Below are 23,407 nucleotides of genomic sequence, written 5' to 3'. Positions count from 1 at the left end.
CCACGGGTCGGGGGACTGTGGGGGAGGCGGCCGTGGCCATCGGGGAAAGACCGGTCATCGAGGAGCCGCGGCTGGCGATCCGCCAGGGTTCGGCGTCCTTGTCGTCGCGGCGCAGCTTCCTGGTCGTCGCCGTGCCGCTGCTGGCCGCCGTACTGATCAGTGCGGTCACGCTGGCGGTCTCGGGGAACATCCTGCTTCCCTTCCAGCGGGTCATCACCCTCGAAGGGAAGATGGCCTCCAAGCGGGACTTCTTCGAGGACCCCGAGGTCCAGCGCATTTTGATGAAGCATCACATACGGGTGCACATCACCAGCTCAGGGTCGCGTGAGGTGGCGATCCGGGACATGTCCCGGTACGACTTCGTCTTTCCCTCGGGCCAGCCGGCCGGGGACCTGGTCACCACCGTCCGCGCATCGAAGAACCAATACGCCAAGGTGCACCGGCCGTTCGTCAGTCCCATCGTGCTCGCCACCTACCGCGAATACGCCGACACCCTGCGAGACGCCGGGATCGCCACCGCGCAGGGTGATTCAGGACCGGACGGACCGCTGTACTACGTGCTGGACATGCCGAAGTTCCTCGACCACATCCACCGGCAGGTGCGGTGGAACGACATCGGGATAAGGGATCACGGCATCACCAACGCCAACCGGATCGTCACCCAGAGCCCCGATGTGTGCGGCTCCAATTCGGCAGGCACCTATCTGGCGCTGGTCGCGTTCACCTGGCACGGCAAGGGCGACGAAGTGCCGGACACGGACCCGGAGGCGGACGAGCGGGCGCGGGCGATCAAGCACCTCATGGAGCAGGGACTGCCGGCCGCGGATGTGTTCCGCACCTACATCTCCCCGGAGGGCAAGGCGATCGCCCCTGTGGTGGTGGCGTACGAGCACCAGTACCTCAGCTACCAGGTGCGCCATCAGGCCGAGTCGCAGAAGCTGGACGGACAGCGGGTGCTGCTGTACCCGTCCAGCCGGCTGGTGACCCAGCCCCAGTTCATCGCGCTCAACGCCGACGGTGACCGGCTCGGTGAACTCATCACCACCGATCCGGAGTTACGCCGACGGGCCATGGAACTCGGCTTCCGCATCCTCGATCCGACCGGCCAGATATCCGGCGATCAGCTGACCGGCTTCCTGCGGGACCGGAACATCCCCGTCCCGTCGATGGAGAGCAACGACACCAGGACCTCGATGCCCCGGCTGCGCCATCTGGAGCGGATGATCTCCATCGTCGGCGACTGCCCCGCCGTCGAACCTCTGCCGGGGCGGCCCTGATGCGCCCGCGCCGCCACCGGGCAAGGCGCGTTGTGGCCCTGTGCCTGGCCGGCCTCTGGCTCGCCGCGGCCACGGCCTGCTCCACGGACCGGCCCGAGAACGTGACCCTGAGGGTCCTGGCCAGTTCGGAACTTGCCGACATGGGCCCCGTCCTCGACGATCTGCGCCGTGAGACCGGGATCAGGCTGGAGATCGACTACCGGGGCACCGTGGACGCCAGCAACGCCCTCGCCTCCGGAAAGTACCGGCACGATCTCGCCTGGCTCTCCTCCGACCGCTACTTGCGGCTCAAGCAGAAGGAGACCGCGCCGGGCGCCGAGCCGCCGCTCGCGACCGGCATCATGCGATCGCCCGTCGTCATCGGCATGCGGCCCGCACTGGCCGCACAGCTGCGCCGCGGCGCGAACGACGGCCGGATCTCCTGGGCCGACGCCGCGGACGCGGCGGCCGACGGCACCCTGAAGTTCGCGATGGCCGACCCGCGGCGCAGCAACAGCGGACTCGCCGCTCTCGTAGGAGTCGCGACCGCCGCGGCCGGCACGGGCAGCCCGCTGCGCCCCCAGGACGTCTCCTGCGACCGGCTGCGCGGCTTCTTCGCCGGCCACGAGCTCACCGCGGACTCTTCCGACCGCCTGGCCGGCGACTTCGTACGCCAACAGGACGAACTGGGCGCCCTGATCACCTATGAATCCGAACTGCTCTCGCTCAACGCGAGCGGCAGGCTGCGCCGGCCGCTGGAGATCGTCTACCCCGACGACGGCATGGTGCTCTCCGATTACCCGGTGCTGCTGCTCGACCCGGCCGAGCGGGACGCGTACGACAGGATGGTGGACTGGCTCAGGAGCGAGACGGTCCAGAAGAGAATCATGGAGCGCACGCGGCGCCGGCCGATCGATCCGGCTGTTCCCCGCTCCGCCGGCCTGCGCGAGCCCCTCGGCAACGCCCTGTACTTCCCCGCCGACCAGGAGGTCGTGGACCGGCTGCTCGCCGACTACGGGGATCCGGAGCGGAACAGTCCAGCGCGGGTGATCTTCCTGCTCGACTTCTCCCGTTCGATGCGCGGCGAGCGCATCGCGCAGCTGCGCGATGCGTTCGGCGGCCTCAGCGGGGCGGACGACTCGCGCTCCGGCAAGTTCGTCCGGTTCCACCGGGGCGAGACGCTCACCGTGATGCGCTTCGGCGGCCGGGTGCTGGACGAGCGCAGCGTGACCTACGAGGGACAGCGTGACCTGGACCGGCTGCGCTCCTTCGTGGCCTCCGACGACTTCGCCGGGTCCACGGCCATCTGGTCCGCCCTCGACCACGCCTACGGTGAAGTGGCCTCCCTGGTACGTGAGAAGCGGGGGCAGGACGTCTCCATCGTGCTCATGACCGACGGCGAGAACAATGCGGGGATGGACCTCGACGCCTTCGTCCGCAAGCACGGCGCGCTGCCCCGGGAGGCACGGGAGGTGCGCACCTACACCGTCCGCTACGGGGAGGCGGACACCAGGGAACTCGATCGAGCGGCACGGGCCACCGGCGGCCGGATGGTCGACGCCACCGCCCAGTCGCTCCTGAGCGCTTTCAAGGAGATACGTGGGTGTGTTCAGTGAGGCGTGGTGGGGCGTCTGGTGGCCCTGGATGCTTCTGTGGCTGCTGACGGTGGCCGGAGCCGTCACGCTGCTGGTCATGGCGGTCATCCGGCTCTCCAGCGGCAGGCGCGGTAGTGGCCAGAACCTCACGTACAGCATCTGTTTCTATCTGCACGACCGGTCCGTCATGGACCACTACCAGATGCGCGGCCACGCGGCGGCGCTGCGCAAGGAGGTGGAGCAGCGGACCATCGACAGCAAGGACGGCACCATCCGCGCCAGTGTCCTCGGGCTGAGCGCGGGCGGCGGCAAGCGGGACAACAGCGAGATCGTCAGCAAGTACATGCAGGTGGCCGAACCCATTTCGGTGATCGGCGTCATCATGGACGTGCTTGAGCAGAAGGACGTCATCGTCCATGTCGACCTCGTCAACCAGAGCGTACGGCGCAACACGGCGCTGGTACGGGGACTTGCGACGCTGCACGGGACCAGGGCGTCGCAGCGGAGCGTACGGCTGCGGGACATCGAGGACTTCGTCCTGATCAGGGGCCGGTTCCGCAAGATCGAGGAATCCCCCGAGACCACGGTTTTCCTCGCACCCTACGGGGACCCCGACGTCCCCGCCCGGGGGCCGCGGGTGCGGGTCACCTGCGCGACCGAGGGCCTGCGCAACGAGGTGCCGCGGGGCAACTTCTCGGCCCGCTGCCTCGGCAAGGTCCAGGACTGGAACCCCGACGACGCGATCCTTGAAGTGCAGGCGATGGCGATCTTCCGGTAAGGTCCGCGCGCGACCAGGCCGCCCGAAGGATCACCAATATGACGAACAAGTCGGTTCCGTTCGACGAGTTGGACCGGAAGATCGTGGCCGCCCTGGTCGCGAACGCGCGGACCAGTTTCACCGAGATCGGTGCGGCGATCGGCCTGTCGGCCACCGCCGTCAAACGGCGCGTCGACCGGATGCGCGAGAGCGACATCATCACCGGTTTCACGACCACGGTCCGGCCGGCCGCCCTCGGCTGGCGCACGGAGGCGTATGTCGAGGTGTACTGCGACAGCGCCGCCCCGCCCCGGCGCCTGGCCGAAGTCGTCCGCAACTACCCCGAGATCATGGCCGCGATGACCGTGACCGGCGGCGCCGACGCGCTGCTGCATGTGCGGGCCACCGATGTGGAGCACTTCGAAGAGGTGCTCGAGCGCATCCGGGCCGAGCCGTTCATCCGCAAGACGATCAGCTACATGGTGCTCTCCCACCTGCTCACCGGCAGTCCGGAGGCCGGTGCCGGCCGGGCCGCCACGGCGCCCGGCGGCGACGCATCCGCGCCCGGCCTCTCGGACTGACCGGAGCCGGCGCAGTCAGCGCAGTTCGCCTTCGAGCAGGCCCATGGTGAACATGTCGTACCACCGGCCGTCGCGCCGGAAGACCTGTCGCAGCCTGCCCTCGTCGACGAAGCCGACCTTCTCGTAGACGCGGTGAGCGGCGTGGTTCTCGGTGACCACGGTCAGTGTGATCTTGTGCAGCCGCATGTCGTCGAAGCCGTAGCGGCATGCCGTCCGCATGGCGTCGGTGGCGTGGCCGCGTCCCCAGTACTCCTTCTCGCCGAGGTAGATGTCGAGCTCGGCGCAGCCCTTCTCCGGTTCCGCGCCGTGCAGCGCGACGAGACCGATGAGCTTGCCGTCATCGAGCACCTCGATGCCGAACAGCACGTCTGCGTACGTGTTGCGCGCCCGCTCGGTCATCCACTTCTCGACCTGGGCGAGCGACTGCGGGTAGGTGTCGTCCATCCAGCGCATCACATCCGGATCGTGGTTCCAGCGCCAGAGCGCTTCGGCATCCGAAGGCCCCATCGCCCGCAGCTTCACCAGGTCCCCGAGCGCCATGTCGTCCAGCCCTTCGCGTGCATCATGATCGGCATCCGTAAACCCGGTAGTGGTAGCACGGGCCGGACCCCGCGTTCAATCCGATAATCGGTCCACCGGGGCCGCTCGGCGGGTCCCTGAGCCGTACCGGCGAAACAATCCATCGCCGAGTGCCCAATTCACGCAGCATTCCTGCGCACATGCGCAGGATCTGATTCTTGTCGCAGGTCAGCCCCGCTTTCTACCGTGGATGACGTCCGGGTCGTCCCCGGTCGTCCCCCTTGAGCCGTCCCCTGGAAGTGGGAGGAAACACTCGGTGCCAGCCAGCCGTCTGTCTCGCGCACGGCGCTATCTCGTCTGCGAGCCCCGGTACTTCGACGTGCAGTACGCCATCAACCCATGGATGAGCGAGAACGTGGAAGTCGATCTCGACCTCGCGCTCTCCCAGTGGAACACCCTCGTGGGCACCTACCGCGAGCTCGGCCACACGGTGGAGACAGTGGAGCCCGAAGCAGGCCTGCCCGACATGGTGTTCGCGGCCAACTCGGTACTCGTCGCCGAGGGCAAGGTGTTCGGCTCCCGCTTCCACGCACCGCAGCGCCGGCCGGAGGAGGCGCTGTACGCCGCCTGGTTCAAGGCCGCCGGTTTCGACGTCCACCAGTCGGAAACGGTCTGCGAAGGCGAGGGCGACCTCGTCCCCGTCGGCAGCCACATCCTGGCCGGCACCGGATTCCGTACGACCCCCGACGCACACCGGGAGGTGCAGGAGTTCTTCGGCATGCCGACGGTCGGCCTGCAACTGGTGGACCCGTACTTCTACCACCTCGACACCGCGCTGTTCGTCCTCGACGACGAGAACATCGCGTACTACCCGGACGCGTTCTCCCCGGGCAGCCGGGAGGTACTTCAGCGGCTCTTCCCGCAGGCCGTGATCGCCACCCGGGAGGACGCCATGGCCTTCGGCCTCAACTCCGTCTCCGACGGACGGCACGTCCTCGTCGCCCCGCGTGCCGAAGCCCTCATCGGGCAGCTCGTCACCCACGGATACGTACCCGTCCCCGTCGACATGTCCGAGTTCCACAAGGCCGGCGGCGGCATCAAGTGCTGCACTCAGGAGATCCGCGCATGACCCTCACGCCCGTACGCACCGAGCGCTCCTCCGCCGAGCTGATCAGCGCCGAGGACACCACTCTGGCGCACAACTACCACCCGCTGCCCGTGGTCGTCGCCCGCGCCGAGGGCGTCTGGGTCGAGGACGTCGAGGGCCGCCGCTACCTCGACATGCTGGCCGGATACTCGGCTCTCAACTTCGGCCACCGCCACCCCGAGCTCATCGCCGCCGCCCACCGGCAGCTCGACGAGGTCACCCTCACCTCGCGTGCCTTCCACAACGACCGGCTCGCCGGTTTCGCCGAGGGCCTCACCCAGCTCACCGGCCTCGACACCGTCCTGCCGATGAACACCGGCGCCGAGGCCGTCGAGAGCGCCATCAAGATCGCCCGCAAATGGGCGTACGAGGTCAAGGGCGTCGCACCCGACCGGGCCACCATCGTTGTCGCGGACGGCAACTTCCACGGCCGGACCACCACCATCGTCGGCTTCTCCAGCGACCCGGTGGCCCGCACCGGCTTCGGCCCGTTCGCGCCCGGCTTCCGGGTGGTCCCGTACAACGACCTGGACGCGATCGAGGCCGCCGTGGACGAGACGACGGCCGCGGTGCTGATCGAGCCCATCCAGGGCGAGGCAGGCGTCATCATCCCCGACGACGGCTATCTGACCGGCGTACGTGAGCTCACCGGCCGCACCGGCTGCCTGTTCATCGCCGACGAGATCCAGTCCGGCCTCGGCCGTACCGGCACCACCCTGGCGGTCGACCACGAGTCGGTCCTCCCGGACATGCTGCTGCTCGGAAAGGCGCTCGGCGGCGGCATCGTGCCCGTCTCCGCGGTGGTCGCCCGGCGCGAGGTCATGGCCGTGCTGCGCCCCGGCGAGCACGGCTCCACCTTCGGTGGCAACCCGTTGTCCGCCGCGGTCGGTTCGGCCGTCGTCGACCTGCTCGCGACCGGCGAGTACCAGCGCAGGGCCACCGCCCTCGGCGACGTACTGAGCGAGGGTCTCACCGCCCTGACCGGCAAGGGCGTCGTGGGCTTCCGCTCCCGCGGCCTGTGGGCCGGCGTCGACGTCGACCCGCGGATCGGGACCGGCCGGGAGATCAGCGAGCGCCTGATGCGCGAGGGTGTCCTCGTCAAGGACACCCACGGGTCCACCATCCGGATCGCGCCGCCGCTGACCATCACCCCAGAGGAACTCCACTCGGCCCTCGCCTCGCTGGAGAAGGTGCTCGGCTAGACGGCGGGTTCCGGCGAAGCGGTTCGCCCCTGGCATCACCGCCAGGGGCGAACCGCACAGTTGAGCAGCTGCCCTCCGGTCTACACTCACGCTCTGCGCTTCCGGTGCGCTTGGGCGGTGCGGCCGATGGGAACGGAGACAGCTGTGAAGATCCTGATCAGCGCCGACATGGAAGGCGCCACCGGCGTGACCTGGCCCGCCGACGTACTGCCGGGCACACCGCAGTGGGAGCGCTGCCGGGCCATGTTCACCTCCGATGTGAACGCGGCGGTGCTCGGCTTCTTCGACGGCGGCGCCGATGACGTACTCATCAACGAGGCGCACTGGAGCATGCGCAACCTGCTGCTGGAGCAGCTCGACGAGCGTGCCGAGATGCTCACCGGACGCCACAAGACCCTGTCCATGGTCGAGGGCGTGCAGCACGGCGACGTCGACGGCATCGCCTTCGTCGGCTACCACACCGGCGCGGGCACGGAAGGCGTGCTCGCCCACACCTATCTCGCCAACTCCATCACCGGCGTCTGGCTGAACGGCGTCAGGGCGAGCGAGGGCCTGCTCAACGCCCATGTCGTCGCCGAGTGCGGAGTCCCCGTCATTCTGGTCACCGGCGACGACCTGACCTGCGAGGACGCCCTCGGATACGCGCCCGGGGCACACAAGGTCGCCGTCAAGGACCATGTCTCACGGTACGCGGCGGTCTGCCGCACCCCGGCCCGTACGGCAGCCGACATCCGGGCCGCGGCCGCGGCGGCCGCGGCGCTCGCGGTCCGTCACGAGCCGGTCCGGGGCGGGCCGTTCACCGTGGAGCTGGAATTCGATGCCGAGCATCTCGCCGCCGCCGCCACGGTGGTGCCCGGAGTGGAACGTTCGGCCGCCGAGCGGCGCGTCGCGTACACCAGCGGGACGATGTATGAGGGCATTCGCACGTTCAAGGCGGTCACGACGATCGTCTCCGCAGCGGTGGAGGAGCAGTATGGCTGACGTGACGACGACCCCCATCGACAGCCGTGCGCTCGACGAAGTGGTGACCTTCACCTCCGAGCTCATCCGGATCGACACCACCAACCGTGGCGGCGGTGACTGCCGGGAGCGGCCCGCCGCCGAATACGTCGCCGAGCGGCTCGCCGACGCGGGACTCGAACCCGCCCTGCTGGAGCGCACCCCGGGCCGTACGAATGTGGTGGCCCGCATCGAAGGCACCGATCCGTCGGCCGACGCCCTGCTGGTCCACGGCCATCTGGACGTGGTGCCGGCCGAACCCGACGACTGGAGCGTGCACCCGTTCTCCGGCGAGGTCCGGGACGGCGTGGTGTGGGGCCGCGGCGCCGTCGACATGAAGAACATGGACGCGATGGTGCTCGCCGTCGCACGCGCCTGGAAGCGCGCCGGCGTCAAGCCCCGCCGGGACATCGTCATCGCCTACACGGCCGACGAGGAGGCGAGCGCGATCGACGGGTCCGACTTCCTCGCGAGCACGCACGCCGGCCTGTTCGACGGCTGCACCGAAGGCATCAGCGAATCCGGGGCGTTCACCTTCCACGCCGGCCCCGGAATGGCGCTCTACCCGATCGCGGCGGGAGAGCGCGGCACCGCCTGGCTGAAGCTCACCGCTCACGGCAGGGCGGGACACGGATCGAAGGTCAACCGCTCCAACGCGGTGACCAGGCTGGCCGAGGCCGTCGGCAGGATCGGCGGGCACGAATGGCCCGTGCGGCTGGTACCGACCGTGCGGGCCGCCCTGTCCGAGCTGGCCGCACTGCACAAAATCGACGCCGACGTGGATGCCCCGGATTTCGACGTGGACGCCCTGATGGGCAAGCTCGGCCGGGCCGCCGCGCTCGTCGAGCCCGTCGTACGCAACAGCGCCAACCCGACCATGCTGGACGCCGGCTACAAGCTGAATGTGATCCCCGGCCACGCCACGGCGTATGTCGACGGGAGGACGGTGCCCGGCGGCGAGGACGAGTTCCGCGAGACCATGGACCGCCTCACCGGCCCCGATGTCGAGTGGGAGTACCACCACCAGGAGATCGCCCTTCAGGCGCCCGTCGATTCCCCGACCTTCGCCAGGCTGCGGGCCGCCATCGAACGCTTCGACCCCGACGGCCACGTCGTACCGTTCTGCATGTCGGGCGGTACCGACGCCAAGCAGTTCTCCCGGCTCGGCATCACCGGGTACGGCTTCTCGCCGCTGAAGCTGCCGCCCGGCTTCGACTACGCCGCCATGTTCCACGGCGTCGACGAACGCGTCCCGGTCGACGCGCTGCACTTCGGGGTCAACGTCCTCGACCACTATCTGCGGTCCGCATAGGGGGTTCGGCATGGTTCCCACGGGTCCCTACGGAACGTGGCCTTCGCCGATCGACGCGGCCCTCGCGGCCTCGCACGACGGACGCCCCGACGGTCTCGGCACGGTCGGTGACGAAGTGTGGTGGACCGCTCCCCGGCCGGCCGAGGGCGGCCGGCGGGCGCTGATGCGCAGACGGGCCGACGGCACCGAGGAATCGGTTCTCCCCGCGCCGTGGAACGTCCGCAGCAGGGTCATCGAGTACGGCGGCATGCCGTGGGCCGGCGCGCAGCGCGCTCCGGACGGCGGCGGGCCGCTCATCGTCTTCGTCCACTTCCCCGACCAGCGGCTGTACGCCTACGAGCCCGATGTGCCCGGTTCCGAGCCGCGGCCGCTCACGCCCCTGTCCCCGGTGGGCGGCGGGCTGCGCTGGGTCGACCCGCAGCTGCGCGTCGGACAGGGTGAAGTGTGGTGCGTGCTCGAGGAGTTCACCGGCGAGGCACCCACCGACGTACGCCGCGTCATCGCCGCCGTGCCGCTGGACGGCGCGGCCGCCGAGGACCGCGGCGCGGTACGGGAACTGAGCGACGACCGGCACCGGTTCGTCACCGGGCCGCGGCTCTCCCCCGACGGGCGGCTGGCGGCCTGGATCGCCTGGGACCACCCGCAGATGCCCTGGGACGGCACGGTCGTCATGATCGGCGAGGTGACCGATGGCGGCCCCTTCGGCGCCGTGCGGCCGGTCGCCGGGGGCACGGACGAGTCGGTCGCCCAGGCCGAGTGGGCCCCGGACGGCTCGCTGCTCTTCGTCTCGGACCGCACCGACTGGTGGGAAGTACAGCGGATCCGGCTCGACGCGTCCGTTCCGGACAGCGGTCCGGGTACGAGCCTGTGCCCCGGCCGCGCCGAGGAGTTCGGCGGGCCGCTGTGGCAGATCGGCCGTCAGTGGTTCCGGCCCCTCGACAACGGGCTGATCGCCGTCATCCATGGAACGGGCACCACCACGCTCGGGATCCTGGACCCGGAGTCGGGTGAACTCGTCGACGCGGCGGGACCGTGGAGCGAGTGGGCCCCCACCCTCGTCGTGCACGGCGACCGGGTGTTCGGCGTCGCCGCCAGCCCGCGCAGCGCGTACGAGATCGTGGAGCTCGACACGTCCACCGGCCGGGCCCGGGTGATCGGCTGCGCGCACGACGACCCCGTGGACCCCGCGTACTACCCCGAGCCGCAGATCCGCACCTTCACCGGCCCGGACAACCGCGAGATCCACGCCCAGGTCTACCCGCCGCACAACCCCGACCGGATCGCACCCGACGACGAGCTGCCGCCGTTCGTCGTCTGGGCCCACGGGGGCCCCACCAGCCGGGTGCCGCTCGTCCTCGATCTGGAGATCGCCTACTTCACCTCGCGCGGCATCGGCGTCGCCGAGGTCAACTACGGCGGCTCCACCGGCTACGGCAGGCAGTACCGCAACCGGCTGCGCGAGCAGTGGGGCGTCGTCGACGTCGAGGACTGCGCGGCCGTCGCCGAGTCGCTGGCCGCCGAAGGTACCGCCGACCCGGCCCGCCTGGCGATCCGCGGCGGCAGCGCCGGCGGCTGGACCGCCGCCGCCTCCCTCGCCGCCACCGACGTGTACGCCTGCGGCACGGTCATCTACCCCATCCTCGATCTGCTCGGCTGGGCCACCGGCGAGACACACGACTTCGAATCGCGGTACCTGGAGTCGCTGGTCGGCCCCCTGCCCCCCAAGGCTCCGCAGGGGAGGGACCCCCAAGTACCCGCCCGCTACCGCGAACGCTCACCGCTGAACAACGCCGAGCGGATCACCGCGCCCTTCCTGCTGCTGCAGGGCCTGGACGACGTCATCTGCCCGCCCGTGCAGTGCGAGCGCTTCCTCGCCGAGATGGCCGGGCGCGGCATCGCACATGCCTACATCGCCTTCGAGGGCGAAGGACACGGCTTCCGCCTGGCCGACACCATGGTCCGCGCCCTGGAGGCGGAACTGTCGCTGTACGCACAGACCTTCGGCATCACCCGCCCCGACGTCCCGCCACTGGAGCTCAAGCAGTGACCCTCACACCGCTCGCACCCCTGACGCGCCCGGCCCGCCTCGGGCCCGGGGCCCGGGTCGCCGTCGTCGCGCCGAGCGGTCCGGTACCGGGGGAGCGGCTGGACGCCGGACTGGAGATCCTGCGCGGCTGGGACCTGGAGCCGGTGGTGATGCCCCATGTCCGCGAGCAGCACCCGCACTTGTGGTACCTCTCGGCGACGGACCACGACCGGGCCCGGGATCTGACCGAGGCCTGGTGCGACCCGACGGTCTCGGCGGTGATCTGCGCGCGCGGCGGGTACGGCGCCCAGCGCATGGTCGACCTGATCGACTGGGCCGCGATTCGGGCGGCCGGCCCCAAGGTCTTCGTCGGCTACAGCGATGTCACCGCCCTGCACGAGGCCTTCGCCGTCCGCATGGGCCTGGCCACCCTGCACGGACCCATGGTCGGCGCCGTGACCTTCCTCAAGGACCTCGCCACCCAGGAGTCGCTGCGGGCCACGCTGTTCGCACCCGAGTCGGTCCGCACTCTCGGCCTCGACACGGCGCGCACGATGGCGCCGGGCAGGGCCCGGGGCATCACGCTCGGCGGCTGCGTCAGCCTGCTCGCCGCGGACCTGGGCACCCCTGCGGCCCGGCCGTCCGCCCGCGGCGGGCTGCTGCTGATCGAGGACGTGGGGGAGGAGGACTACCGACTGGACCGCATCCTCACCCAACTCCTGCGCTCCGGCTGGCTGGACGGTGTCGCCGGTATCGCCCTCGGGTCATGGGCGGAGTGCGGTCCCTACGAGCAGGTACGTGCGGTACTGCTCGACCGGCTCGGGGGCCTCGGTGTCCCCGTGATCGAGGAACTGGGCTTCGGACACTGCGAGAGCACGCTGACCATGCCGCTGGGCGTCGGGGCGGTGCTGGACGCGGAGGCGCGGACCCTGACGCTGGACGAGCCGGCCCTGCGCTGAGTTCTGCGCACGGGCCGGTTCCGGGCCGGTTTCTGGCCGACGGCTCGCAGCCACCCGCTGCCGGCCGCGGGCGGGCCGGTCAGCGGGCGAGCGCCGCGTACCCCGGCCGCACCACCTCGCGGATCAGCCGCTGCCGCTCCGGCAGGGGCAGGAACGCCGACTCGATCGCCGCGACCGTGAACTCCTCGAAGACCTCGGGGCCGTACCCGAAAGCGTCCACCATGTGCTGGAACTCCTGGCTCATCGTGGTGCCGGAGACCAGACGGTTGTCCGTGTTGAGCGTGATGCGGAAGCCGAGGCGGCGCAGCAGGTCGATCGGGTGCGTTGCGTAGTCCTTGGCCGCGCCCGTCTGGAGGTTGGAGGTCGGGCAGACCTCCAGCGCGATGCCGTTGTCGCGGACGTACGAGGCGAGGTGTCCGAGCCGGGCCGTTCCGTCGTCATGCACCGTGATGTCGTCGGTGATGCGCACGCCGTGCCCGATCCGCTCGGCACCGCAGATCTGCACGGCCTCGTGGATGGACTCGGCGCCGACCGCCTCGCCGGCGTGGATGGTGAAGTGGCAGTTGTGCCGCTTCAGATGCTGGAAGGCCGGCAGATGGCGGGCCGGCGGGTTGCCGATCTCGCCTCCCGCGATGTCGAAGCCGGCGACCCCGCGCTCACGGTGGGCCACGGTCAACTCGGCTATCTCCAGGGAGCGTTCGGTGTGCCGCATGCCCGTGAGCAGCGCACGGACCGTGATCCGTCCCCCGGCGCGGTGCTCGCCCTCGCGGAAGCCCGCGTTGACCGCGTCCACGACCTCGTCGAGGGTGAGCCCGCGCTCCTGGTGCTGCTCGGGCGCATACCGCACCTCGGCATAGACGACACCGTCTGCCGCCAGGTCCTCGGCGCACTCCGCCGCGATGCGCTCCAGCGCCTCGCGGGTCTGCATCACCGCGCAGGTGTGGGCGAAGGTCTCCAGGTAGCGCTCCAGCGAGCCGGAGTCCGCGGCGTCCCGGAACCAGACCGCGAGCGCGGCGGGGTCCTCGGTGGGCAGATCGCGGTAGCCGCACTCGCGGGCCAGCTCGATGATCGTGGCCGGACGCAGTCCACCGTCGAGGTGGTCATGAAGGACGGCCTTGGGCGCGCGAAGGATGTCAGACAAGTGCATCCCGGGAGTGTACGGCACGGGCGGCGGGAGACGCACCGCGCGGGCCGGGCGCCGACCGGACCGGCCGGCGCCCCTCAGTTGGACTGGAGCACCGGCAGCGCCGGTGCCCCCGTCGGGAGCATGTGCTTCGCCGCCAGGACCGGGGTGTCGCCCACCCGGACCACCTGCGTGACCAGTACCGCCGGGGTGTCCGCCGCCCGGTCCAGCAGGTCGCCGCGGCGCCTGCCCAGCAGGGTCGCGCTCACCGCGCTGTGGGCGGTCAGGGCCACGCCCTTCGAGGCCGCCGTCAGGACCGACAGCATCGACACCGGCGCGTCCTGCGCCACCTCCAGGGCCTGCGCGAAGGCCGGGTGCCTGGCCTGCAGTGTCGCGTCCTGCGCCGCCCACTCGTGGCTGAGTGCCGTCGCCGCATCCTCGCCGACCAGCAATGACTCCCAGAAACGCAGCTCCGCCCGGGCCGGGGCCAGCAGATGCTGCGTGGTGAAGTCGGTCGGCTCCTCCATCGCGCGCAGCAGCGGCCGCACCCGCAGCGGCGAGCCCGAGGACAGCAGCTCCTCCAGCGGCTGGATGTGCTCGTAGCCGCGCCGCGGCGGCCGGTCGCTGACGGTCCGGCCCACGCCCCGGCGTACCGAGAGCAGTCCGTCCTCCTGGAGCAGCAGCAGCGCCTCGCGCAGCGCCGGGCGGCTGACCCCCAGCTCGGCGGCGAGCCGGGGCTCCGACGGCAGCGTCGATCCGGGCGGATAGGTGCCCTCGTGGATGGCGTCCGCGATCCGCTCGTACAGGACGACGACCGGTCTCCGCTGCTGCCCGCTGGCTGCCACTGATCCTCCTCGGTTCATGTGTCGGCAGCAAACCTAACTTGTCTGACAAGGCTGAGGGTGTGGCGCACGACCCCTTCGACTCACCCGTATGGCCCGCCTGCGGCGGTCATACGACCGGGAACTGGCCATCCTGGTCGCATGACCGCCAAGAAAGCAGCAGCGGGCAGCGCGAAGACAAGCGGGCCGCGTGAGTGGCTCACGCCGGCCAGGATCGCCGTGATCGTGCTCACGGCCCTGGCGATCGTCTTCATCTTCGAGAACACCGACCCGGTCGAGATCCGGATACTGGTCCCCCTCGTCACCATGCCGCTCTATCTGGCCCTGCTCGCGATGTTCGTGATCGGGGCCCTGTGCGGCGGCCTCTTCTTCCGGCGGCGGCGGGACCGCTGAGCGGATCTGCGGCTCGCATACGACGCCGATAGCCTGATCAGGTGTCCGAGACCTCGTCCGCGATCCCTTTCGTCGCCACCGGCGCACGCGTCGGCATACGCCCCTTCACCTACGACGACGGCGAGGAGTTCACCGCGCTCGCGCGGCAGAGCACGCAGCACCACCACCCCTGGCTGTTCCCGCCGCTGACCGCCGAGGCCTATACCGCCTACGCTCAGCGGCTGATCGAGCACCCGTCCAGGGCCGGTTTCCTCGTCTGCGAACGCCCGTCGGGCCGGATCGCCGGCTTCATCACCGTCAACAACATCGTCCTCGGGGCGTTCCTGTGCGGGGCGATCGGTTACGGGGCCTTCGCGCACGCGGCCGGCCGCGGACTGATGCGGGAGGGCCTCGGGCTGCTCATCGGCCACGCCTTCGGTCCGCTCGGACTGCACCGCCTCGAGGCCAACATCCAGCCCGGCAATGCCGCTTCCCTGGGACTCGTACGCAGCGCCGGCTTCCGGCTCGAAGGCTTCTCGCCCGACTTCCTCTACATCGACGGTGCCTGGCGTGATCACGAACGCTGGGCCATCACCCGCGAGATGACCCGATGACGTCACAGGTCGCGGCGGCGGACGGCGGCCGTGGCGATGACTGCTGCGGCGAGCGGCCAGGCCGCGTACACGATCCACGAACCGCCGATGGTCGCCGGGTAGGGCGCTGATTCGAAGGGCTCGCCCAACTGCACCAGTCGTTCCCACGCGCTGTGGGGCAGAGCGTGAAGGATCGCGGACGACCAGCGGTGGCGGCCGTTGAGGAGGAACGGCAGCAGCAGAAGGATGCCGGTGTATTCCGCGCCGTCGCGGCGTCCGCCTTGCTCGCGCCGGTGTGCGCGCTCATCGGTATGGGCCTCGGAGCCCTCATCCGGCACACCGCAACCACCCTCGTGACGCCGCGGTGCCGGCATCTCCGCGCCGGCGGGGGCATGACGAGCCTGCGACGTCGGCGCGGGCGCGAGCGTCTGGCGGGCGCACGGCGAGCACCGCGGTGGACAGGCTTGCTGCCGGATCGGGGGTCCGCCCCGCGGGCGGCGCTCTGGCGGCGGCGCCGGCAGCCCGCACCACGCTCGGCCGTCAGGCCGCCGGTTTGCGGTCGACGTACTCGAAGACCGCGCCGTCCGGGTGCACCGCGATCAGGTTGCGGCCCACCGGCGTTGCCAGCGGGCCCGCGACGATCGTCGCGCCGACCGCGGTGAGCGTGGCGTACGCGTCGTCCACGTCCTTGACCGCGATCGTCGCCGACACCTTCCGCAGCACCTCCAGCTCCGGCTCCGGTCCGCTCATCAACAGGAAACAGCCGACCGCCGCCACCGACACCCCGCCGCGCTCGAAGCGCAACGGGGGCGCGCCGGTGAGACGTTCGTAGAAGGCCACCGATGCCTCCAGATCGTCGACGCAGATTCGGAGGGTGGTTCCGAGAATCTCCATACGGGCGAGCCTAGTTCGCGCGCCCGCCGGACGGGACCGGTTGTCGCGCACCGGGCGCCGGTCACACCCGGCACAGCACCTCGCCGTGCGGGACCATGAACCACGCGTCCTCGTCCGCGCCCCACGCACGCCAGGCGTCCGCGACGGCCGACAGCCTCTCCCGCGTGGTGTGGCCCCCCTCGACCGCAAGTCGCGCGTACACCGAGGCGACCGTGCGGTCGGCCCACAGACCGCTCCACCACGCGCGGTCCGCGGGGGTGGCGAAGCACCAGGAAGCGGCCGACGGGGTGATGTCGGTGAAGCCCGCGCCACGGGCCCAGGACAGCAGCCGACGCCCGGCATCGGGCTCGCCGCCGTTCGCGCGGGCCACCCGTCGGTACAGCTCCTGCCACTCGGTGAGCGCGGGGAGTTCGGGGAACCAGGTGAACGCCCCGTAGTCGCTGTCGCGTGCCGCGACGACACCGCCGGGGCGGCAGACCCGCCGCATCTCACGCAGAGCCTGCACCGGGTCGCCGACATGCTGCAGTACCTGGTGCGCGTGGACGACGTCGAAGGAGTCGTCGGGGAAGTCCAGCGCGTGGACGTCCGCGACGGCGAAGTGGACATTGTCCAGGCCTCGTTCGGCGGCATGGGCGCGAGCCTGGTGCAGTACGTCCTCGGCGGCGTCGACCGCAGTGACCCGGCCCGGCGCGACCAGGGCGGCCAGGTCGGCGGTGATCGTGCCAGGGCCGCAGCCGACGTCCAGCACGTCCAGGCCGGGGCGGAGCTCGCCGAGCAGATAGGCCGCGGAGTTCTCGGCGGTGCGCCAGGTGTGCGAGCGCAGTACCGACTCGTGGTGGCCGTGGGTGTAGACGGCGGTCTCTTCGGGCATGGCCGGACTCCTTCTGCTGATGCTCCTTCAGCGGGTACGGCCAACCTACGCGCACATCCCGTATCCCGAGACTTGTGTCTTGCGATACGGACAGGCCTGCCGTACGGGAGCCACACTCCGTGTCGGCCTCGGCGACCGGCACCCCCGTGTCCGGCCGCCGAGGCGCGGTGAGCCGACCCGTGCCTTCGGTGCCTCGCGGCCGGGGCCGACGGCACCGGACTCGTGCCGCGACGGCACACGCCCGCCGCAACCTGCACCCGACGCCGCGGGTCTGCGTGCGTTCATGGTGGAGGAGGCAGCAGGAGTCCGTCGATCCGATTTTTCCAGCCGCCGCGGGGACTACAGGAGGGTCTGCGGACGGTAGACCGTGAGCGCCGCCACCTTCTTGTCGACCACCAACTCGCCCGAGATTTTGGTGACTTCACCGTCGTACGCCAGCGGTGTCCCGTCCGCGATCCCGGTGACGCGCAGGCGGTGCACGGGCCGCGCGGCATGAACCGGCGAGCGGCTCAGCGGCCCGGCCAGGGCCGCGGCCAGCAGCCGCAGACCGGGGAGGCGGCCCGCGTGCACCACCCGGACGTCCAGCAGTCCGTCGGCCAGATTCTCCCGGTGACCGGGTGTAGGTCCGACCCCCCGGTACATGCAGTTCCCCGCGAACAGCAGCCACATCGGCCGCCTTTGGCCGTGCACGTCGACCTCCAGCGGATGCTCACCCCGCAGGACGCGCGTCGCGGCCAGTACGCCGGCCGGCCAGCTGCCGATCCGTGCTTCCCAGCGTTCGCGGATGCGGACCAGCTCCGGATAGACGCCCAGGCTCAGGGTGTTGAGGAAATGACCGGACCGACCGCCGTCCGGGCCAGGCGTGAAACGCCCGAGGTCGACCCGGACGGCGTCGCCCTCCGCGAGAGCCCGGCAGGTGTCCTGGACCGACTCGATGCCCAGGTCATAGGCGAAGTGATTGAACGTGCCGCCGGGGAAGACGGCGAGCGGGAGCCCGTGGGCCGTGGCCACCGTCGCCGCGAGGTTGACCGTCCCGTCACCGCCGACGACGCCGAGGGCGCGTGCGTGACCCGCCGCGCTCTCCAGCGCACTCGTCAGCTCCTCGGGCGCGCACTCCACGACCTCGGCGAGCGGGAGTGCGTCGCGCACCGCGTCCGCGGCGTCGGCCGTGCCGGACCGCGGGTTGGCCACGACCACGAGTCCCTCGCCGTCCGGCAGTGCGGGCGCCACCGCCGCCGAAGGGCTGGGCGGGGGCAGCTGCGACCTCGTCGGCACCAGCCCACGGACCGCGAACGCGGCACCCACGCCCAGCGCGGCACCGACGAGCACATCGCTCGGATAGTGCACCCCCGTGTAGACCCGGGAGAAGGCGACCGAGGCGGCCACGGGGGCGACCGCCGCGCCCCAGCCCTTGGACTCCATCGCGACCCCGGTCGCGAACGCCGCAGCCGACGCCGCATGCCCGGACGGGAACGATGTGGTGAACGGCTGCCGCTTCAACTGCCGTATCACCGGCACCGCGTCCAGCAGCGGCCGCGACCTGCGCACGCTCCGCTTGGCGACCGTGTTGATGACGGCCGACGCCAGCGCGAGCGAAGCGACGCCGCGCACGGCTGCCCGCCGCGAGCGGGCACCGCGCCCGAGCGTGGCGATGGCGGCGGCCGTGCCGAACCAGAGCACCCCGTGGTTGGCGCTACGGCTCAGCCGCGGCAGCACGGGCTCGGAGCCGGGCCACTTCCGCGCGTGCACGGTATGCAGGACCTGCCGGTCCCAGCCACTGAGGAGCGCGCGGATGCGCCGCCGGAGGTTCGGGGTCGTGGTCGCCGCATGAGGGTGGGTCATGCATCGCGGGTACCCCGAGGGGCCGCTCGCCACGCCGGACGGCCGCCCGACCGGCCGAGGGCGGGCCGGGGCTCGCGCTCGCGCCGAAGCGGGACCGGCGGGCGGCGGGCGCCGGGCATGGCTGTCCGGGGGAGGGGAGCCCTGTCTCCTGGGCCGGGGCGCCACCGTCCAGGAACACGCGCTGCCGGGGGCCGCTCGGGCGGGGGGCGTCCGGTGCGCGCCGGGCCCGGTGGCTCCCGGACCCGTACCGCTTCGGACCGCGGCGGCGGCTCCCGGCAGCGCACCCTTCCGGTCCGCCTTGCCGGCCCGCGGAACCTGCCCGGCTCGCCCACGTGTAGCCCGGTCGGGTGGGGGCAGTGGCCCCGGTACGTCAGGGAGCGGGGCGGTGGAGGGCGTTCCCGCGGGGCGAGGTGGCGCAAACCTTCGTATAAAGGGCTCGTGGGCCGGCCTCGGCCCACGAGCGAGCGCGGTGGAGGTGACGGCATGCAGCGCACGGCTCCGGAAGGGCGCGGCCCCGTCCGATACGGACCGCATGCTCCCGAACCCGGCCTGCCCGTACCGGACGAACTCGGTGCCGTGCTCTCGGCAGCCGCCGGACTCGTCGGGCCCGAGCCGCCGGGCGGCGGGCCCGTGCTTCGGGAGGCGGCCGTCGGCTACTGGTGGCGCCGCGGACTGCACAGCCGGGCGAGCGACGTCGTCGCCGCGTCCGGAGCGCAGCCCCTCCTGTTCGCGCTGCTCGGCGCGTACGCCGGTGACGTGCTGATGCCCCGCCCCTGCCCCGCCTGGTGGACTCCGCAGGTCCGGCTGCTGGGGCGGCCCGCCTACCATGTGCCGACCCCGGCGGAGTGCGGCGGCGTACCGGACCCGTTCGCGCTGCTGGAGACCGTACGCAGGGTGCGTGCCGAGGGCGGCAGACCCCGGCTGCTCCTGATCTCCGTCGCCGACGACCCGACCGCCACCGTCGCCCCGCCGGAGACCGTGCGCGAGGCGTGCGAGGCCGCCGTCGGCGAAGGGCTGCACATCATCAGCGACGAGACCTGGCGCGACACCCTGCACCGGCGGCACGACACAGTGCTGGTCAGCCCCGCCGAGATGTGCCCCGACGACGTCACCGTCCTCAGCGACCTCGCCGGCGCACTCACCCCCGCCGCCTGGCCCGTGGCAGTCGCCCGCTTCCCCGCCACCGGTGCGGGCGCCGCCCGGCGGGCGCGGACCCTCGACATCCTCAACGCCCTCGGCGCGGTGGTGGCGGCCCCGATCGCCGCTGCCGCCGCGCACGCACTCGACGAGCCCCCTGTCGTGGCCGACCGGGCCGAGAAGGCCGCCGCGCTGCACGGGCACGTGGCGGCCGCCGCGCACCGCGCGGTGCTCGTGTCCGGCGCGCTCGCCAGGCCGCCGCAGGCCGGCTGCCACCTCTATGCCGACCTCGGCCCGCTGCGCGCCCGCCTCGCAGAGCGGGGCGTCACCGACTCCATGGAACTCGAGGACCATCTCACCGACCGGCTCCAGGCACCCGCACCCGGCGGTCACCGGTTCGGCGACGAACTGGGGGCCCTGCGGGTGCGGTTGTCCACCGGTCCGCTGCTGGGGGAGACCGAAGAGCAGCGGCTGGAGTCACTCGCCGCGCCGCAGCCCCTGGAACTGCCCCATGTCGCCGAGGCGTTGAGGAAATTCGCCTCGGCCTTCGACGAACTGCGCTGAAACGAGGCATCGGCCCCCGGACCTGCCGGACGTGCTGAAACCAACTGCGTGGAAGAGAACCGCCGTTGATCGGAGACCCGGATGACGGAACAGACGGAGCGGACCGAACAGCAGCCCGAACACCAGACGCAGCAGCGTCGGACGGCGATAGTGCCGAACGCCCACCCGCGCACCACGACCACCCGCCGCCTCGGCGAGCGCCGCAGCTGGCCCCGGTCCTTCGCCGACCGGCTGACCGCCCCGCTTCCCGGCGTGCGCGCCATGGCACGGCTCGCCCGCGAGGGCGCGGTCCGCCCCGGGCCCGACGGTCTGTACGACATTCCGCTGCTGCCGTTCGAACCGGGTCCCCTGCCCGACGTGGACGCTGCCACCGTCGCCCTGACCTGGGCCGGGCACGCCAGCTGGGTGGTGCGCATCGGCGGGCTCACCGTGCTCACCGACCCCGTCTGGTCCCGCCGTATCCTCGGCACACCGGCCAGGATCACCCCGGTCGGCGTCCGCTGGGACGATCTGCCGCCCGTCGACGCGGTCGTCATCAGCCACAACCACTTCGACCATCTGGACGCGCCCACCCTCAAACGGCTGCCGCGCCACACCCCGTTCTTCGTCCCCGCGGGCCTGGGCCGCTGGTTCCGGCGCCGCCGGTTCGCCAGGGTGACCGAACTGGACTGGTGGGAGGGTGCGGAGCTGGGCGGCGTACGGTTCGACTTCGTACCGGCGCACCACTGGTCCAAGCGGACCCTCACAGACACCTGCCGCTCGCTGTGGGGCGGCTGGGTGCTCACCGACGAGGGCGGGCAGTCGGTGTACTTCGCCGGGGACACCGGATACGGGCACTGGTTCAAGGAGATCGGCCGCCGCCACCCCGATCTCGATCTGGCGCTGCTGCCGATCGGCGCGTACGCCCCGCGCTGGTGGCTCCGCGATGTGCACACCGACCCGGAGGAGGCCGTGTGCGCCTTCGACGACCTCGGGGCGCGGATCATGGTCCCGATGCACTGGGCGACATTCGTGCTCTCCTCGGAGCCGGTGCTGGAACCGCTGCTGCGGCTGCGGGCCGCGTGGGAACGCACGGGCCGCCCGCACGAGCAGCTGTGGGACCTGCCGGTCGGGGCCTCGCGCGTACTGACCGCAGGCTGACCGCACCCGGAGCCGGCCGGCGGTGCACGCAGCCGTGGCCGCCGGAGCCGCGGCCATGTCGCGCGGATCGTGGCCGCTCAGGTGTGCTGTCCGCCCGCCGGTCCCCGCCGCAGCCGGCGCCACAGCGCCGGCGCTCCGCTGATCACCACCGTCAGTGCCACCGCCGCGAGCACGCCCTGCCACGGCTCCGCGAAGAGCGAGCCACCCACGATGCCGATCAGCCCGTACGTCGCCGCCCACGCGAGGCACGCCGGGACGTCCCCGCGTACGAAGCGCCGCATCGGCATCGTGGCCAGCAGACAGGCCAGCATCACGGGAATCCGTCCGGCCGGCACCAGCCGCGAGAGCACCAGCACCATCACCCCGTGCTCATCGAGTTTGCGCTGGGCCTGGTCGAGCCGGTCCGGCGCGGCACGCTCGCTCAGGGCGGCCAGCCCGCGCGAACCGTTCTTCGACCGCAGGCCGCGCTGCCCGAGCCAGTACAGGGCGACATCACCGAGGAACGCGGCCAGCGAGGCAACGAGGAACACGAACAGCAGCGCCGGCGGGGCCGTGTGATGGAAGGCCACCACGGCCGCCGAGCTGACCACCGCCCCGGTCGGCACCACGGGCACGAGCGCTCCTACGAAAACCAGCAGGAACAGCGACGGATAGCCCACGGCCTGCTGCGTCGACTCCGGGGGGAGTCGCCGCACCACTTCCGAGAGCTGTCCGAGCGCCTCGGTGAGCTGCGCTCTCACTGTGCGGCCCCCGGCCTGACCCGTTCGCCGTGGCCGAGCCTGTGCACCGTCACCTTCGGCGCCAGCCGCGCCGCCTTGCGCGCGAACTCGTCACCGGGGGCGTAGAACTCGTGCGGGCGGATCGCGTCCATCCCGATCGGCCAGTACGTGCCGTAGTGCACGGGTACGGCCGCGCGCGGCGCGAGCGCGGCCAGCGCCTGGGCGGCCCGGCCCGCGTCCAGATGCCCGTGTCCCAGAAACGGCCCCCAGCCGCCGACCGGCAGCAGCGCCACATCGACCGGTCCGACCTCGTCGGCCATCGAGTCGAACAGACCTGTGTCCCCGGCGAAGTACGTGCGCTCCTCACCGCTGACGACATAGCCGAGCGCCGGCGACCGGTGCGGGCCCAGCGGCAGGCGGCGCCCGTCGTGCGCGGCCGGTACGGCCCGTACCACCAGCTCCTCCACCCGCACCTCGTCGCCCGCGGCGACCTCGGTGATCGGCAGGCCGGCCCCGGCGGCGAGCCGCCGCAGCGCCGGTACGGAGCGTGCCGCGCCGCACGGCACGATCAGACGCGTGCCGGGCGCGAGAAGGGCCAGCGAGGCGAGATGGAGGTGGTCGGAGTGCAGATGGGAGACGAGGACGGCCGAGGCGGCCCTCGCCTCGACGGGTGGTAGTTTCCCGCGCCGTCTGCGCAGATGTGCCAGCCGCCGTACGAACAGCGGGTCGGTGAGCACCCGGACGCCGGAATCCTCGATCGTGCAAGTGGCATGCCCCCACCAGGTGACCTCGACCGGCACGTGATGCCTCCCTCGGTTCCCGCTCCCCGTACGCTCCTGCTCAGTATTCTCCGCCCGCGGGGACCCATGCCGGTCCGTGAACATCCTCCCGCAGGGCCCCATGCCGTTCCGCACTCTCCGCACGCACGGCCCGCATGCCGGTCCGTCCGGCGACCGG

23 protein-coding genes are annotated in these 23,407 nt (G+C 71.6%); 14 read left to right on the top strand and 9 right to left on the bottom strand.

Annotated features, from left to right (window positions below; all coding sequences use genetic code 11):
• The first annotated feature begins 32 nt into the window (after nucleotides 1-32).
• The 4 genes from OHS70_RS05930 to OHS70_RS05915 are packed head-to-tail and all read left to right on the top strand — an operon-like array spanning nucleotide 33 to nucleotide 4,189.
• Nucleotides 33-1,277 (top strand): hypothetical protein, encoded by a 1,245-nt coding sequence (locus OHS70_RS05930; protein WP_328394388.1) that lies wholly within the window; start codon nucleotides 33-35, stop codon nucleotides 1,275-1,277.
• A 32-nt stretch (nucleotides 1,278-1,309) separates the two neighbouring features.
• Nucleotides 1,310-2,872, top strand: a complete 1,563-nt coding sequence (locus tag OHS70_RS05925; protein ID WP_328394386.1) for a substrate-binding and vWA domain-containing protein — start codon at nucleotides 1,310-1,312, stop codon at nucleotides 2,870-2,872.
• Entirely contained in the window at nucleotides 2,856-3,629 is a 774-nt protein-coding gene (locus OHS70_RS05920; protein ID WP_328394384.1) for a hypothetical protein, read from the top strand. Before OHS70_RS05925 ends, OHS70_RS05920 begins: the two co-directional genes overlap by 17 nt.
• 38 nt (nucleotides 3,630-3,667) lie before the next feature.
• A complete protein-coding gene (locus tag OHS70_RS05915) occupies nucleotides 3,668-4,189 on the top strand; it encodes an Lrp/AsnC family transcriptional regulator (protein WP_328394382.1) in 522 nt (173 codons plus the stop codon).
• Nucleotides 4,190-4,204: 15 nt separating this feature from the next.
• Here the strand turns inward: OHS70_RS05915 and OHS70_RS05910 are convergent, their stop codons facing one another.
• On the bottom strand, nucleotides 4,205-4,729 hold the full coding sequence (locus tag OHS70_RS05910) for a GNAT family N-acetyltransferase (RefSeq protein ID WP_328394381.1): 525 nt from the start codon (nucleotides 4,727-4,729) through the stop codon (nucleotides 4,205-4,207).
• A 295-nt stretch (nucleotides 4,730-5,024) separates the two neighbouring features.
• Here OHS70_RS05910 and ddaH point away from each other — a divergent pair, with 295 nt between their 5' ends.
• The 6 genes from ddaH to OHS70_RS05880 all read left to right on the top strand — a co-directional run bounded on the left by ddaH (nucleotide 5,025) and on the right by OHS70_RS05880 (nucleotide 12,353).
• Complete coding sequence (ddaH, locus tag OHS70_RS05905; RefSeq protein WP_328394379.1) at nucleotides 5,025-5,837, top strand: dimethylargininase; 813 nt, start codon at nucleotides 5,025-5,027, stop codon at nucleotides 5,835-5,837.
• Nucleotides 5,834-7,057: an ornithine--oxo-acid transaminase gene (rocD, locus tag OHS70_RS05900; RefSeq protein WP_328394376.1), complete on the top strand. Its 1,224-nt coding sequence runs from the start codon at nucleotides 5,834-5,836 to the stop codon at nucleotides 7,055-7,057. The genes ddaH and rocD overlap by 4 nt, the downstream gene beginning before the upstream one ends.
• A gap of 144 nt (nucleotides 7,058-7,201) precedes the next feature.
• Entirely contained in the window at nucleotides 7,202-8,038 is an 837-nt protein-coding gene (locus OHS70_RS05895; RefSeq protein ID WP_328394374.1) for a M55 family metallopeptidase, read from the top strand.
• Nucleotides 8,031-9,368: a M20/M25/M40 family metallo-hydrolase gene (locus tag OHS70_RS05890; protein ID WP_328394372.1), complete on the top strand. Its 1,338-nt coding sequence runs from the start codon at nucleotides 8,031-8,033 to the stop codon at nucleotides 9,366-9,368. The genes OHS70_RS05895 and OHS70_RS05890 overlap by 8 nt, the downstream gene beginning before the upstream one ends.
• A gap of 10 nt (nucleotides 9,369-9,378) precedes the next feature.
• A complete protein-coding gene (locus tag OHS70_RS05885; RefSeq protein WP_328394370.1) occupies nucleotides 9,379-11,415 on the top strand; it encodes a prolyl oligopeptidase family serine peptidase in 2,037 nt (678 codons plus the stop codon).
• A complete protein-coding gene (locus OHS70_RS05880; RefSeq protein WP_328394368.1) occupies nucleotides 11,412-12,353 on the top strand; it encodes a S66 peptidase family protein in 942 nt (313 codons plus the stop codon). Before OHS70_RS05885 ends, OHS70_RS05880 begins: the two co-directional genes overlap by 4 nt.
• Nucleotides 12,354-12,432: 79 nt before the next feature.
• On the opposite strand, the gene OHS70_RS05875 is transcribed toward OHS70_RS05880, so the two are convergent.
• Both OHS70_RS05875 and OHS70_RS05870 read right to left on the bottom strand, forming a co-directional pair.
• Nucleotides 12,433-13,500, bottom strand: coding sequence for an adenosine deaminase (locus tag OHS70_RS05875; RefSeq protein WP_328394366.1), 1,068 nt, complete (start codon nucleotides 13,498-13,500; stop codon nucleotides 12,433-12,435).
• Between the two features lie 74 nt (nucleotides 13,501-13,574).
• Entirely contained in the window at nucleotides 13,575-14,321 is a 747-nt protein-coding gene (locus OHS70_RS05870) for a GntR family transcriptional regulator (RefSeq protein ID WP_328394364.1), read from the bottom strand.
• A 138-nt stretch (nucleotides 14,322-14,459) separates the two neighbouring features.
• Between OHS70_RS05870 and OHS70_RS05865 the strand changes: the two genes are divergently transcribed.
• Entirely contained in the window at nucleotides 14,460-14,711 is a 252-nt protein-coding gene (locus OHS70_RS05865) for a LapA family protein (protein WP_328394362.1), read from the top strand.
• A 41-nt stretch (nucleotides 14,712-14,752) separates the two neighbouring features.
• A complete protein-coding gene (locus tag OHS70_RS05860) occupies nucleotides 14,753-15,304 on the top strand; it encodes a GNAT family N-acetyltransferase (RefSeq protein WP_328394360.1) in 552 nt (183 codons plus the stop codon).
• Nucleotides 15,305-15,306: 2 nt separating this feature from the next.
• Here OHS70_RS05860 and OHS70_RS05855 read toward each other — a convergent pair whose 3' ends face one another.
• The 4 genes from OHS70_RS05855 to OHS70_RS05840 all read right to left on the bottom strand — a co-directional run bounded on the left by OHS70_RS05855 (nucleotide 15,307) and on the right by OHS70_RS05840 (nucleotide 18,890).
• Nucleotides 15,307-15,621, bottom strand: coding sequence for a hypothetical protein (locus OHS70_RS05855; protein ID WP_328394358.1), 315 nt, complete (start codon nucleotides 15,619-15,621; stop codon nucleotides 15,307-15,309).
• Nucleotides 15,622-15,823: 202 nt separating this feature from the next.
• Nucleotides 15,824-16,177: a VOC family protein gene (locus tag OHS70_RS05850; RefSeq protein ID WP_328394356.1), complete on the bottom strand. Its 354-nt coding sequence runs from the start codon at nucleotides 16,175-16,177 to the stop codon at nucleotides 15,824-15,826.
• Between the two features lie 61 nt (nucleotides 16,178-16,238).
• Nucleotides 16,239-17,048: a methyltransferase domain-containing protein gene (locus tag OHS70_RS05845; RefSeq protein ID WP_328394354.1), complete on the bottom strand. Its 810-nt coding sequence runs from the start codon at nucleotides 17,046-17,048 to the stop codon at nucleotides 16,239-16,241.
• 339 nt (nucleotides 17,049-17,387) lie between these two features.
• Nucleotides 17,388-18,890 carry a bifunctional phosphatase PAP2/diacylglycerol kinase family protein gene (locus tag OHS70_RS05840; RefSeq protein WP_328394352.1) on the bottom strand — a complete coding sequence of 501 codons (1,503 nt, stop codon included), beginning with the start codon at nucleotides 18,888-18,890 and terminating at the stop codon, nucleotides 17,388-17,390.
• Between the two features lie 483 nt (nucleotides 18,891-19,373).
• Here OHS70_RS05840 and OHS70_RS05835 point away from each other — a divergent pair, with 483 nt between their 5' ends.
• Together OHS70_RS05835 and OHS70_RS05830 are read left to right on the top strand one after the other, a co-directional pair.
• Nucleotides 19,374-20,591 carry an aminotransferase class I/II-fold pyridoxal phosphate-dependent enzyme gene (locus tag OHS70_RS05835; protein WP_328394350.1) on the top strand — a complete coding sequence of 406 codons (1,218 nt, stop codon included), beginning with the start codon at nucleotides 19,374-19,376 and terminating at the stop codon, nucleotides 20,589-20,591.
• Between the two features lie 81 nt (nucleotides 20,592-20,672).
• The gene (locus tag OHS70_RS05830) at nucleotides 20,673-21,731 is read left to right on the top strand and encodes an MBL fold metallo-hydrolase (RefSeq protein WP_328394348.1); all 1,059 of its coding nucleotides are present in this window, start codon (nucleotides 20,673-20,675) and stop codon (nucleotides 21,729-21,731) included.
• A 77-nt stretch (nucleotides 21,732-21,808) separates the two neighbouring features.
• Here OHS70_RS05830 and OHS70_RS05825 read toward each other — a convergent pair whose 3' ends face one another.
• Nucleotides 21,809-22,471: a DedA family protein gene (locus tag OHS70_RS05825; protein ID WP_328394345.1), complete on the bottom strand. Its 663-nt coding sequence runs from the start codon at nucleotides 22,469-22,471 to the stop codon at nucleotides 21,809-21,811.
• The gene (locus OHS70_RS05820) at nucleotides 22,468-23,250 is read right to left on the bottom strand and encodes an MBL fold metallo-hydrolase (RefSeq protein WP_328394343.1); all 783 of its coding nucleotides are present in this window, start codon (nucleotides 23,248-23,250) and stop codon (nucleotides 22,468-22,470) included. Before OHS70_RS05820 ends, OHS70_RS05825 begins: the two co-directional genes overlap by 4 nt.
• Nucleotides 23,251-23,407: the final 157 nt, after the last annotated feature.

It is taken from the genome of Streptomyces sp. NBC_00390, assembly GCF_036057275.1.
Classification (GTDB): domain Bacteria; phylum Actinomycetota; class Actinomycetes; order Streptomycetales; family Streptomycetaceae; genus Streptomyces.
The sequence above is the reverse complement of the archived record's forward strand: the minus strand, read 5'-3'. Positions and strand labels throughout refer to the sequence as shown.

Excerpts from the sequence above, each read along its gene's own strand:
- OHS70_RS05915 (WP_328394382.1), top strand. The coding sequence starts at position 3,668 with ATGACGAACAAGTCGGTTCCGTTCGACGAGTTGGACCGGAAGATCGTG.
- OHS70_RS05910 (WP_328394381.1), bottom strand. The coding sequence starts at position 4,729 with ATGGCGCTCGGGGACCTGGTGAAGCTGCGGGCGATGGGGCCTTCGGAT.
- rocD (WP_328394376.1), top strand. The coding sequence starts at position 5,834 with ATGACCCTCACGCCCGTACGCACCGAGCGCTCCTCCGCCGAGCTGATC.
- OHS70_RS05890 (WP_328394372.1), top strand. The coding sequence starts at position 8,031 with ATGGCTGACGTGACGACGACCCCCATCGACAGCCGTGCGCTCGACGAA.
- OHS70_RS05885 (WP_328394370.1), top strand. The coding sequence starts at position 9,379 with ATGGTTCCCACGGGTCCCTACGGAACGTGGCCTTCGCCGATCGACGCG.
- OHS70_RS05875 (WP_328394366.1), bottom strand. The coding sequence starts at position 13,500 with ATGCACTTGTCTGACATCCTTCGCGCGCCCAAGGCCGTCCTTCATGAC.
- OHS70_RS05865 (WP_328394362.1), top strand. The coding sequence starts at position 14,460 with ATGACCGCCAAGAAAGCAGCAGCGGGCAGCGCGAAGACAAGCGGGCCG.
- OHS70_RS05850 (WP_328394356.1), bottom strand. The coding sequence starts at position 16,177 with ATGGAGATTCTCGGAACCACCCTCCGAATCTGCGTCGACGATCTGGAG.
- OHS70_RS05845 (WP_328394354.1), bottom strand. The coding sequence starts at position 17,048 with ATGCCCGAAGAGACCGCCGTCTACACCCACGGCCACCACGAGTCGGTA.
- OHS70_RS05840 (WP_328394352.1), bottom strand. The coding sequence starts at position 18,890 with ATGACCCACCCTCATGCGGCGACCACGACCCCGAACCTCCGGCGGCGC.
- OHS70_RS05835 (WP_328394350.1), top strand. The coding sequence starts at position 19,374 with ATGCAGCGCACGGCTCCGGAAGGGCGCGGCCCCGTCCGATACGGACCG.
- OHS70_RS05830 (WP_328394348.1), top strand. The coding sequence starts at position 20,673 with ATGACGGAACAGACGGAGCGGACCGAACAGCAGCCCGAACACCAGACG.